Raw genomic sequence first — 13346 nt, forward strand, 5'->3', positions numbered from 1 at the left:
AAAAGGAAGAAAAATGAAAAATTGTGTCATCGTCAGTGCGGTACGTACTGCCATCGGTAGCTTTAACGGTTCACTCGCCTCCACCAGCGCCATCGACCTGGGGGCAACGGTGATCCAGGCCGCTATAGAACGCGCAAAAATCGATTCACAACACGTTGATGAAGTGATTATGGGTAACGTGTTGCAAGCCGGGCTGGGGCAAAATCCGGCACGTCAGGCGCTGCTAAAAAGCGGACTAGCTGAAACGGTGTGCGGATTCACGGTCAACAAAGTGTGCGGTTCAGGTCTGAAAAGCGTGGCGCTTGCTGCACAGGCGATTCAGGCAGGTCAGGCACAGAGCATTGTGGCGGGGGGGATGGAAAATATGAGTTTAGCGCCCTACTTACTCGATGCAAAAGCACGCTCTGGTTATCGTCTGGGAAACGGGCAGGTTTATGACGTAATCCTGCGCGATGGCCTGATGTGCGCCACCCATGGTTATCATATGGGAATTACCGCTGAAAACGTGGCTAAAGAGTACGGAATTACCCGTGAAATGCAGGATGAACTGGCGCTACATTCACAGCGTAAAGCTGCAGCCGCAATTGAGTCCGGTGCTTTTACAGCCGAAATCGTCCCGGTTAATGTTGTCACCCGGAAGAAAACCCTCGTCTTCAGTCAAGACGAATTCCCGAAAGTGGATTCTACGGCTGAAGCGTTAGGCGCATTGCGCCCGGCCTTCGATAAAGCAGGAACAGTCACCGCCGGGAACGCGTCTGGTATTAACGACGGTGCTGCCGCTCTGGTGATTATGGAAGAATCTGCAGCGCTGGCAGCAGGCCTTACCCCCCTGGCTCGCATTAAAAGTTATGCCAGCGGTGGCGTGCCCCCCGCATTGATGGGTATGGGGCCAGTACCTGCCACGCAAAAAGCGTTACAACTGGCGGGGCTGCAACTAGCAGACATTGATCTCATCGAAGCTAATGAAGCATTTGCCGCGCAGTTCCTTGCCGTTGGGAAAAACCTGGGCTTTGATCCTGAGAAAGTGAATGTCAACGGCGGGGCCATCGCGCTGGGGCATCCTATCGGTGCCAGTGGTGCTCGTATTCTGGTCACACTATTACATGCAATGCAGGTACGCGATAAAACGCTGGGGCTGGCAACACTGTGCATTGGTGGCGGCCAGGGAATTGCCATGGTGATTGAACGGTTGAATTAACGAACAAAAACGCCCGATAGCGAAAGTTATCGGGCGTTTTCTTGAACATCGACAGCGAAGGTAACCCCATTACTCACCAGTCAAAACTTTTCACCAGCGTCAACTCGCCAGCATTACGCATCGGTACAATAAAAGTTTCCTGTTTCTCATTGACCGACCCTTCATCGGTGATCAGCGTCAGTTGGGCGGTCGTCAATTCCGTTTCGCTGCGTCCGCCAAAGTAGTTGATATACACCTGATAGCGCCCGTGAACTGGCGCTGGCATGGCGAAAATCTCGGGTCCGTATCCCGTCGTGACATCCATATCCAGTGCGCCACTGTTTTTCAGCACGGTGTTACCGTACCAGGCGTGTTCGCCATCGGGTGTAACAACGTGAAGATCGAGGTCAGTATTGTCCGTATCCCACGAGAGAACCAGCCGTAAACGCGCGCGAATTGCTCCAGCGCCCGGCGTTGAGTAAAACTGCATTTTTTGTCGGCTTTGCCCATCTGGGCTGATGACCTGCACGCTGTTGCTGCCCTCCGTGAAAATATAAGGGCGTGCAAATGAACCATCGGATTCAATTCTCTGCGGCATACTGGCACCGTTGACCACCAGTCGCCCCTGCTGGACTTTACCCGCCGCAGCATAATTTTTTATTTTGCCGCGGATTTGCGCAGAGATATTTTGATCATCGGCAATATTGACGGACGACGCGGGGTAATTGATCGATTGTGAAAAACTGGCATCTTCGCCCTCTGCCGGATGCCAGCCAGAGAGCGGTGCATCAATCTCGACTTCCTGCACACCTTCACTGTGAGCGACAGGCGAAAGCGCCACCAGTAACAACGGAAGAAAAATCTTTCGCATAGCATTAGTCCATTAATAATTGTCGGGTCAGCGTTTCGATATAGTTCTCATCAAGCCCGGTGGGATAACCATCAAAGGCCAGGTGAAGATACTCATGGGTTAAATCAAGACGATCCTGAAGCGTAAAGAAGTTACGAATAAACAGCCGTTTCTGCTGCCGATCGGTAAAGGGGAATCCCGAGGCTAAACGGCAAACCGCAAATACATCTGGTTCGTTGTAACCCGTCTCGCCTTGTAACACGCGTCGCCACTGGGGCATTTTTTTCGCCAGCCAGGCTTTCGCTTTTGGCAAAATCTGGCAAGTGGAGCGTGGAGCTCCCCAGCGACTAAGGCTGTTATCGGGATAAGCAAAGGCGAGTATCTGATCGTAACGTTCACCTTGCACCGCCTGGACCGTGGCTTTACGCCAGGATAACGTGCCTTCGGCAGCACGGCTGCCGTGATAATGAACCGGATCGCCCGCATAGATGAGATCCTGCGTCCAGGCGGTCATCGTTCGCGCCCCCGTGGTAGCTGGCGAAGCAGAAACACGCTGCGTGGCGCTGCTGTCCGGGATGGTCAGGCAATCGCCTTCCCGATCGGCGTTTTGCTGTAAAAACGTGCGAATCGCCACGGTCATGGCTTTCGCTGCTTCAGGAGGCGTGCTTTTCGCTTCGCGATCCAGAACTCTGGCAACATACTCTTCACGATCGAGATGCGACTGTAATTTCAGTTTGCCCTTCTCCGTAAGTAACGTCGTCTCACCACGGCTAACAAACGTAATGTGGTTACCATTGGCGAACGTCACACGATAACGCCCATTGAGCACACCAGGTTTTACTGCCGTCGAGCTCTTTTCCTCAGTGACTTTTTTCAACGGATAGCGAGCAAACAGATCCACCAGTACACATTGCCCGCTGGCAACTTGCGTCGGCACAGGCAAAACCTGATTAAGTACCGTCGCATAACGGGTCAGTACCGTTTTGCTGGTGCCGCCACCTGCAACCCACAGCGGCGTGCCATCAGTTAACCATCCGGCAAAACCACCCTGCCGGATTTCCTGTTTATCATCGGCAAACCAGCTCCAGGTTTTCACCCGCACACGACTACCGAGCATAGACGCAACACCGATTTTCGCCTCGTCCAACACCACATCCAGTAAGACTTCCTGAGCTTTGTTTTGCGCGGGTAACGTCGCTAATGAATCAAGCAGCGATTTAACCGTTACCGAGGTTTCTGGTTTCAGCGTAGCAAGAGATGCTAACCACGCTGGAGCCTGACGCTGTTGCCAGTATTGCCCCCATACATCCGCGCTAATGTGCAACCGCTGCGGCGCAAAATAGAGTCCACAGGAGCGTACCAGCGCGGTATCGCGCGTTATGCTCTCCCCCGCCTGGCAACAATAAACCTCTTCCGGGGAGTTTCCGCGACACTGGTAGGGCTGCTCCGGTTGATGGGTATCCTCCAGCCAGGCGTAAACATACAGTTTCCACAAACTCCCTAACGGCGTGGTGAGCGTGTCAGGTAACGTCGAGACATTTGTCACGCCTGACGACGATAACTGATACAGTTGGTCATGCTGCGCGCCCCGCAGCGCCAGTTGTAACGGCGTCTCCTGTGCAAACGTCGGCAGGGTAACCAGCGTTAATAGCCAAACGACTCTGCGCCAGTTCACTTATTTCACCTGCATCCCGGTCCATTCGCTACCTGCCACAACACTTTGCTGCGCAGGTGCATAGGAACGCACATAGCGAGCAGGCGGCAGAACGAATTGCCCTTTTTGCGAGAAGCGCAGCAGATGGCGGAAAGTGACCGTTCCCGTCAGTTCTTTCACCGGCACCATATAGGCCAGTTCGCCCATTTCATTACGCGCTTTTTCCAGCAATTGCCCCTGCTGTTTCGCGGCGTTGGGTTTATTGACCGATATTCCCCACGTTGTCCGTTCAACATCGGCTCCCGGCGGCAGTGGGACTTCCACCTGACCGTAGCGCAGAACTGCATCCTGCTCGCTGGTAAGCGTGATTTCATCGAGATACAGCGCATCGCTGTTAATCTCATTGCTGGTCACCGGCTGCAACGTAAAACTCATTTCTTCATCACCGGGGATAAGCAGATACAACTGGCGTTCAACGGTCACCGGAATATTACTTTGTTGAGCCGTTTTTATCGGTTCACGCCAGCGGACCTGCACGTTTTGCGGCGGTAATTCGTCACCCAAAGAGAGAATTTCCGGCACGCCCTGACCCACCCAACGCCAGTATTCGCCCCCTCCGGTTAACTTATGTTTGGCCCATGCGCCCGCAGGCGCAGGCAACACAACTGGAGGCATCGTCGCCATATATTTCGCCAGCCAGTTCATGGCCAGCGCGCGCTCAATAGTGGATTGCTCAGCGGTCAAACCACTTAAAATAGCGGCCGCCTGGGTGGTGTCGCCACCGCTATTGAGCAGCACAACCGTGTGCGCCAGCGGCTGATTGCTGCTTGCCGCTTTATCCCACGCATATTGCTGAACCTGGGGCATCACAGTGGACTTCAACTGCGCTTTTTTCAGCAACGTCATGGTTAAGACGTTTGCCACCGCATCTGCCAGCGGAGATTCCGGTGTATCGAGGATCAAACTGTCATTGATATCGCTGGTGTCTTCCTCAGAGAAATCTTCTGTTTTAGTTCCGCGCCGGGCGATAACTTCATCCAACCCTTTCAACAACGTTTTGCACGGCAGATTCATCTCCTGCGCCCACGCCAGCACCAGCGCCCGATGCAATAACGGCATGTTATCCGCCTGCTCCGCGTAGCTGTCGAGCATATGTTGCCAGTATTCCGGTTGTTGCGTTACGCCAAGGGCCTGGCTCGCTTGCCAGTCGGCGTACCATGCCCATGCCGTGAGGAATGCATCGCCATTGCCATCTTCACCCCACCAGGTAAAGCGCGCTCCTGGCCCCGCCAGTTGCATCAGCCGCAGACGGTTATCCTGAATCATCTGACGAATGTCGTTAGCGGCGGCACTTTGATGATCGGCAAGCGAACGCCAGGCAAGACTGAGCGGGATCAGACGGCTACCGGTGTTGATCACGCCCCCCCAGGGTTCCTCTATTAACGCATCAAGATTGTTACGGAAAATCTCCTGCGGCGTTTCGCTACTTTGTAGCCGGATATTGCTCGCCTGCTCGGGCAACATCAGCGCGTTATCGCCACCGCCGAGCATGACGTTTTTCTGCTGTTCAACGGGCCAGCTGTTATCAACAAAAGACAGTTTTGTGCTAATGCTGTCCTGCACTTGCCCATTTTGTTGCAGTTCTGCGCTTAACAAGCCAGATTGCTGAATGTTCTGCGTCAGCGAAATATAATTCGCCCCTTTGTGCAGCGTCAGCGTCTGGCGCATCTCAGCGCCCGCAAATTTAGTCACCAGCGCCACCGGTTCGTTATCCTGCTGACTGAAGATAAACAGTCCTGCCGCCGGTTTGTCGCCCATGCGATACACCGTTGGCATACTCGACTTCATGTAGAGATTTTTTTCCGAGCGCAAATACGCACGCCCCTGCCCGACCAGCCCGTCGCCGTTCATCCCACGCGCGGTGATACGCCAGCGGGTTAACGAATCCGGCATCAGGAATGTAAAGTACGCTTTGCCTTGTTTATCCGTGGTTAGCGACGGTATCCATGCCGCGGTATCCACCTCTTCACGCCGTGGACGTTCAAGCATTTTTACTCGCCGCTCGCTGCGGTTAGTCGCGCCAGGCGCAACCGGCTCGCTGGAGAGCGCCTGATCGTAGCTGATAAATGACAGGCTGGAACTGGTGCGTACATTGTTACGCCCCAGCGGATAGAAAAATTTGCCGATATTCGGCGCGATTTCCGGTTGCAGCGCGTAGATCATTTCATCGACCACGCCAACCGTTAGCTGCGCAGAAACAGGTTTACCTTTCAGCGACGAGGTTAATTCGACATTGACCAGTTCACCTGGCTGGTAATGGGTTTTGTCCGTTTTCACCCGGATATCCAGCTGGGGAACAGCGACTTTGATCCCAGCGTTCTGGAAACTGTACTGACCGTTACGGGTATACAGCACCGAAAAAGTGATGTTAGGCGCAAAGGCATTGCTCACCGGAACGCGGGCTTCATACTGGGTATCGTTTAAGCGTTGTAACTTCAGCCAGTTTGCCGGATGCGATAGCAGCGACTGCTGTTCCACGCGATCGCGTTCCAGCGTCAATAACGCTTCATCAATTGGCTCCGGGAAGGTAATCAGCATCTTCGCGGTTTCGCCTGGCTGATACAGCGTTTTATCCGCAACGATATCTACCGTACCAGTATGCGCCGTGCTGCCCTTTCCGCTGACTGCATGGCTTAACCCGGCGAGAATTAAGCCGTCTTTATCGCGTAACGTCAGGTTGTAGTTGCCGGGTTTATCGAAATTGACGGTGAAGGATTTACCGCCTGACGGTAGCTCTCCGCTATGGCTCGTGCGGTCTTCGAGACGCAACCATTCATACGTAACAGGAACCTGTTTTGAAGATTCCAGCGCGGTATAACGGAACACAACCGACTCGCCGCTATTACTGTATTGTGCGGCGGTACTTAATGAGTAATGCGCCAGGCCGCGTTCAATGAGGATCTCTTTGGTTGTGGTAACACGATATGCCGCACCGTCGCTGGCAGAGACGGTCAGTAAATAGCGGCTCGGTTTATCGGCGGCGGGAAGGTTTAACGCCACATTGCCTTTATCGTCCGAAACAGCATCGCTACCTTCCAGCGATACCGGGAAACGTCCGGCATAACGCAAATCGTTACCAACCATTGAAAGTTGCTGAGCGCGCAAACTTAACTGCACGCGGGCATCTTTTACCGGTTCGCCATCCGGATAGAGCAGTTGCAATTTGCCGCTGACCGCTTCGCCAGTTTTGAAATCTTTTTTGTCGAGGGCTAAGCCAATCTCAAAATGTGGTTTGATGTAGTTGGCTACGCGAAAACTACTGCTGTAGACCTGATTGCGGTAAGCCAGGCGTAACTCATAACCTCCGGCAACGGCATTTTCTGGAAGGCGGAAACTACCCTGCCCGCCATTGCGCGCATCAAGCGTGACATCGACGGTTTGCAACAGGCTACCGTTGGCGTCCAGCACTGAAAGCTTCGCCGGTGCGCTGACGATAGGGGATGAATGCAACGGATCGTGGAACTCGCGGCCCATCACTTTAACATCGACATGATCGCCTGCGCGATACAGCGGGCGATCGGTAAAGATATACAAGCGGGTGTTGTAGATTTCGCTTTCGTAGAAGAAGTTCTCGGAGACAAAAACACCGCCTTCAGCATCCTTACCCAGAATGTATGAACGTTCAGGCGATATATGTTGTAACTGCAAGGTGCCGCTGTCATTGGTGACGCCTCGGGTCATCACGCCAAGACCGTCAGTCCACAGGATTTCTGATCCAGGCTTCGCTTCCCCCTGCTTTTTGCCAGCGGTCCACACCAGAAGCTCGTTACCCGACACTTTACTCAACGCCACGGTATTGGAGACAAACACCACCGTTGTTGCCCGATAACCACCCACCATCGCTTCGACGAGATACAGCCCCGGCTCTTGTTTGCCGAGAGGAATATAGATGTTGCCCAGCTGCGGCGAGATGAAGTTACTGGATGCGCCTTCCAGTTTTACCCCTTGCTGCGGCTCAACCGGTTTTGCCTGCCATAGTGGATAACGGAACTGTTCCACCAGTGGATATTTCTTCAGCGGTGAAAACTGGCTGTTTTGTACATAACGGGAAGGTTTGATGATGGCATTGCCGAGCTGCAATTCCGGTAATGCCTGGGTCACATTCTGCCGTGACTGATAAGAGAAAGAACGCTGCATGACACGGCGAGATTTGCCGTACCAGTTATCCCACAGCCAGGTTAGCGTATTGTTCAGACCGTCACCCAGATACTGCGGTTGTACCACAATGCGGTGCAGGTTTTTCTGCTGACGCAGAAATGCCATCGGATCAGGAATACGATACAGGCGAACATCCACGCCGCCGTACTCTTCCATCTGATAACGTTGATAATCGCGCCCCGGCGCTTCCAGTCGCACTTTCGCCTCTTCGCTGCTGCTAAAACTGCTATCAGCGAGCAAAAAGAACGTTCCCCCGGCCGGCGGCGCATAGTTGCTGGAAGGAAGCGAATCGTCAGCATTAACAAGCCCTGTTCCCACAAGAGACAGGCACAGGCAGGCCGCTATTGCGCCAGAAAATTTAAACGATAAATGCCAATGAAATTGGGATTGGAATCGTTGGGTATCCATCGGGTGTCCTTCCATGTCATAAGTTGTTGCAGACTGACTGCGCGCATTCCGTTGTCAGTTTTCGTGGCGCTTCCGGTGTGGTAGATGACGTAACGCCCCATCCAGACCATTAAGTGCTGGGCATCGCCCTGATCGAAAAAAATCATATCGCCAGGCAGTGCCTGGTTTATGTCCTGGCCAATAAACTGGCTGTTGTACTGAATCAAATTAATCGCGGTCACATAGGGTCCGGTTTTCCCGTTCCCCTGGTTCCAGTTTTGTGCCAGTTGCCGCTGTTCAGGCGTTAGCATCATCTCTGGCGGCAAATACTGGTTAGATAAACCGTTACTTTTTAGCCATTTGCTATCGTGAACTTTCAGCGACTCGTTCGCTGCAAAGCGCACCAGGCCTGCGCAATCCTGCTGATACCAACGTGGACTTGGCCCCTGGCGTAGCTGTTCCTGCGCAATACGCACAAACCAGGCACGAAATAGTCCCGATTGTTCGACATTCAGCATTTCGCTATGAGCAACAAAACAACACAGCCAGCAAATCAGTGCCAGCAGTCCACGCCTCATAATGGCTGCCAGTTGATTGGCAACCATTGCCAGGCGGCGCCCGGTTTCATCTGGTCCAGCTTCATGACATAACGAGGCTGTTGCGATAAAGCGTCCAGTTTCGGCATTAATAAAGTTTGTGCGGCGTTATAAAAAACCGGTTCGAGATTCTTCGGCAGACTAGTCAGCGTTTCGTTACGCAGCAGTTTCGCCATTCCTTGTGGATTGATATAGACCGGAACGACGCCATCGGTGGGTATCACATCCACCATTGCCGGGCGGGTTTTATTCAGTGTTTGCAGCGCGTTATTAACCAGCGTGTCATCGAGGGAGAAAAGCAGCGTTTTGTTTTGCATCGCCAGCGACACGCGGAAAAAATAATCCGACATTAATTGATCGGGTTGCGCTGACTGTGCTTTCGGATACTGGCCGTATCGGGAACTCACTTCGCGACGCCAGATTTGCGCTTCGCCCTGCTGAGTTTGAGTTACCGGTAATACGCCTTCTGGCGCTTTGCTTTCACGAGCACCAATATTTTGGGTAAACAGTTTCCCTGGCAATTGCGCCTGTTCGTCAGTGCCATCAAACTGACCAACAAACAGTGGGGTTTGCAGTTTTGAATCCTCATACCAGCATAGCCCCGCGGCACCGTCTAACACCCCGTTCAACTTGTCGTTTTCCTGAGCGATTTGTGAGAGCATTTCTTCAGCAATACCGTGCGAGTAAGGCACCGCCACGCAGAAGCTGGCCCCGGCAGGCATACTGCTCCATACCGGCATAAAATCGAAACTGGCATCCACACTAGCGGATTCATCATTTAACGCCAGAAAGCTATGCCAGCCGTCGTTGCTCATTTCGAAACGCACTCCGGCAAAAGAAGGCATTAATCGCTGGTAGCCAAAACCCAGCAAATTTGCGCTAACCACGATGCGCTGGCGTACTGGCGTTTTTCCGGCAGTACGATCTTCCAGGACAAAACTAGCTTCCCAGCGTTTTTTACCGCTCAACAAATCACTTGCGATCGCCGTGGCTTCGGTATCCTGCTGGTCATCTTTAAACAGCATATCCGTGCTGGAAAACACCAGCATCTTGTCCTGATATGTCGCGAACATCAGGGCGTTATTGCCGTTATAGCGCAACTGATAAACAGGGATGGTTTCACTATTTAGCTTAATACTACTGATTTCCGTCTTGCTTAACTGGCTGTCGCTGGTAGCAGCAAACAGCAATGGCTCCAGCAACTTGCTCAAGCCACTACGCTGGATAAGCACCATATAATGTGAAAGATGGCCTTGTTTATCGTGCCACAGTGCCGCCTGCGCGGGCTGGTCTAAGAGCGACGAAAAGAGCTTATCTTTCAGCGTGAGATCGTGTTCATAGACAATGCGGCGAATACTGCCTTCAATGCCCAGACGATCGGCATGATTCTGATAATAGAAAACGAAATCTTCACTCAGGACATCGTGGAGAAAAGGAATAGTAAGGAGATCTTTGGGAAGCTGGCTTAGAGAGTCGCTATCGAGAAAGAGGTCAGGTTCATTGAGATCGATTTGCAAATTATTGTGCACTACCAGCGGCGACAACGTTTTTTCTGGACCACTGCCAGTGTATTGCAATGCCCAGACGCCCGCGGAAAGGAGCGCAACAACACCGACACCTACAAGGCCATAAAACTGCCAGCCTTTCGCCTTTTTTTCACCGCTCATTGCCACATTCCTTGTGTATAACCGTCATTTTTGACGAACGAACTCGCCCTTTAGCGCGCCCTAATACGACAAAAGCCCAGACTTTGCAGCCTGGACTTTTCATTTCGAAGAAGGGATGTTTACTCCCTTCAGTCATGAAGCGATGAAATTATTCTTCTTCCGGTTCGTCGTCAACGTCCACTTCCGGAGCGATTTCATCGTCCCCTTCCGCGGCACTGCCGTCGATGGTATCCAGATCTTCTTCGTCAACCGGTTCAGCAACACGCTGCAGACCCACTACGTTTTCATCTTCCGCTGTACGGATGAGGATCACGCCCTGGGTGTTACGGCCCACGATGCTGATTTCTGAAACGCGAGTACGTACCAGCGTACCAGCATCGGTGATCATCATGATCTGGTCGCAGTCATCTACCTGCACCGCGCCAACCACTAAACCGTTACGTTCGGTAACCTTGATGGAGATAACCCCTTTCGTCGCACGCGACTTAGTTGGGTATTCCGCCACCGCGGTACGTTTACCGTAACCGTTTTGCGTTGCGGTGAGGATTGCGCCATCGCCACGCGGCACGATCAGAGAGACGACTTTATCGCCTTCGCCTAAGCGAATACCGCGAACACCGGTAGTGTTGCAGCCCATCGCACGGACAGAAGACTCTTTAAAGCGCACCACTTTACCTTCGGCGGAGAACAGCATTACTTCGTCTTCACCGCTGGTCAGGTCAACGCCGATCAGCTCATCGCCTTCAACCAGTTTGATCGCCACTTTACCGGCGGTACGCAGACGGTTGAACTCGGTGAGGACGGTTTTCTTCACAGTACCGTTAGCGGTCGCCATGAAGACTTTCACGCCTTCTTCAAACTCGGTCACCGGCAGGATCGCGGTGATACGTTCGTCCTGCTCCAGCGGCAGCAGGTTGACGATCGGACGACCGCGCGCGCCACGAGAGGCTTCCGGCAACTGGTAAACTTTCATCGAATAGACGCGACCGCGGCTGGAGAAGCACAGGATATGATCGTGAGTGTTCGCCACCAGCAGTCGGTCGATAAAGTCTTCTTCTTTAATACGTGCGGCAGATTTACCTTTCCCGCCACGACGCTGCGCTTCGTATTCAGAAAGCGGCTGATACTTCACGTAGCCCTGGTGAGAGAGCGTGACGACGACATCTTCCTGGGTGATCAGATCTTCCAGGTTGATGTCTGCGCTGTTGGCGGTGATTTCAGTACGACGTTTGTCACCGAACTGTTCACGAACCAGCTCCAGCTCTTCGCGGATCACTTCCATCAGACGATCGGCGCTGCCAAGAATACGCAGCAGTTCCGCGATCTGATCCAGCAGCTCTTTGTATTCGTCGAGCAGTTTTTCGTGCTCAAGGCCAGTCAGTTTCTGCAAACGCAGATCCAGAATCGCCTGGGCTTGCTGTTCGGTCAGATAGTACAGACCATCGCGCACGCCGAACTCTGGCTCCAGCCATTCCGGACGCGCAGCATCGTCGCCAGCACGTTCCAGCATCGCGGCAACGTTGCCCAACTGCCACGGATTAGCAACCAGCGCGGTTTTCGCTTCTGCAGGCGTCGGCGCATGACGGATCAGTTCGATGATCGGGTCGATGTTCGCCAGCGCCACAGCTAATGCTTCAAGGATATGCGCACGGTCGCGAGCTTTACGCAGTTCGAAAATGGTACGACGGGTCACCACTTCGCGGCGGTGACGAACAAACGCCGCGATGATGTCTTTCAGGTTCATGATCTTCGGCTGACCATGGTGCAATGCCACCATGTTGATACCGAAAGAAACCTGCAACTGGGTCTGGGAGTAGAGGTTGTTGAGCACCACTTCACCGACCGCATCGCGTTTCACTTCAATCACGATACGCATGCCGTCTTTGTCAGACTCGTCACGCAGCGCGCTGATGCCTTCCACGCGTTTTTCTTTTACCAGTTCCGCAATCTTCTCGATCAGGCGCGCTTTGTTTACCTGATACGGAATTTCGTGGACGATAATGGTTTCACGTCCGGTTTTGGCGTCGACTTCCACTTCTGCACGGGCGCGGATGTACACCTTGCCGCGACCGGTACGGTAAGCTTCTTCAATACCGCGACGACCGTTAATGATTGCCGCCGTCGGGAAGTCCGGCCCCGGGATGTGTTCCATCAGCCCTTCAATGCTGATGTCTTCATCATCGATATACGCCAGACAACCATTGATGACTTCCGTCAGGTTGTGCGGCGGGATGTTGGTTGCCATACCTACGGCGATACCGGAAGAACCGTTCACCAGCAGGTTAGGAATTTTGGTCGGCATGACGTCAGGAATTTTTTCCGTGCCGTCATAGTTATCAACGAAATCGACCGTCTCTTTTTCGAGATCGGCCATCAGTTCATGGGCAATTTTCGCCAGACGGATTTCCGTATAACGCATTGCCGCCGCAGAGTCGCCGTCGATAGAACCGAAGTTACCCTGACCGTCTACCAGCATATAACGCAGCGAGAATGGCTGCGCCATGCGGACGATCGTGTCATAGACCGCCGAGTCACCATGGGGATGGTATTTACCGATTACGTCACCAACGACACGGGCAGATTTTTTATAGGCTTTGTTCCAGTCATTGCCTAGTACGTTCATGGCGTAAAGTACGCGACGGTGTACCGGCTTCAGGCCATCTCGGACATCTGGCAGCGCACGGCCAACAATGACCGACATCGCATAATCCAGATAGGAGCTTTTCAGCTCTTCCTCAATGTTGACCGGTGTAATTTCTCTCGCAAGGTCGCTCATCTAACCGCTATCCCTCTACTG

At 53.1% G+C, this 13346-nt stretch carries 7 protein-coding genes; 1 reads left to right on the forward strand and 6 read right to left on the reverse strand.

Annotation, left to right across the window (positions count from 1 at the left end):
- Positions 1-13 precede the first annotated feature (13 nt).
- Entirely contained in the window at positions 14-1198 is a 1185-nt protein-coding gene (atoB, locus tag FFT88_RS12130) for an acetyl-CoA acetyltransferase (RefSeq protein ID WP_135404796.1), read from the forward strand.
- A gap of 73 nt (positions 1199-1271) precedes the next feature.
- Here atoB and FFT88_RS12135 read toward each other — a convergent pair whose 3' ends face one another.
- From FFT88_RS12135 to gyrA, 6 genes are all read right to left on the reverse strand, one after another.
- Positions 1272-2048 (reverse strand): YfaP family protein, encoded by a 777-nt coding sequence (locus tag FFT88_RS12135; RefSeq protein ID WP_135404793.1) that lies wholly within the window; start codon positions 2046-2048, stop codon positions 1272-1274.
- A 4-nt stretch (positions 2049-2052) separates the two neighbouring features.
- Entirely contained in the window at positions 2053-3702 is a 1650-nt protein-coding gene (locus tag FFT88_RS12140; protein ID WP_135404791.1) for a YfaQ family protein, read from the reverse strand.
- Entirely contained in the window at positions 3703-8217 is a 4515-nt protein-coding gene (locus FFT88_RS12145; RefSeq protein WP_205714158.1) for an alpha-2-macroglobulin, read from the reverse strand.
- A gap of 23 nt (positions 8218-8240) precedes the next feature.
- Entirely contained in the window at positions 8241-8864 is a 624-nt protein-coding gene (locus FFT88_RS12150) for a DUF1175 domain-containing protein (RefSeq protein ID WP_130217044.1), read from the reverse strand.
- Positions 8861-10549, reverse strand: a complete 1689-nt coding sequence (locus tag FFT88_RS12155) for a DUF2138 domain-containing protein (protein WP_135404788.1) — start codon at positions 10547-10549, stop codon at positions 8861-8863. Before FFT88_RS12155 ends, FFT88_RS12150 begins: the two co-directional genes overlap by 4 nt.
- A 148-nt stretch (positions 10550-10697) precedes the next feature.
- Positions 10698-13325, reverse strand: coding sequence for a DNA topoisomerase (ATP-hydrolyzing) subunit A (gene gyrA, locus FFT88_RS12160; protein WP_001281237.1), 2628 nt, complete (start codon positions 13323-13325; stop codon positions 10698-10700).
- Positions 13326-13346: the final 21 nt, after the last annotated feature.

The sequence above is a fragment of the Escherichia sp. E4930 genome (assembly GCF_005845405.1).
In the GTDB taxonomy this organism is placed as follows: Bacteria; Pseudomonadota; Gammaproteobacteria; order Enterobacterales; family Enterobacteriaceae; genus Escherichia.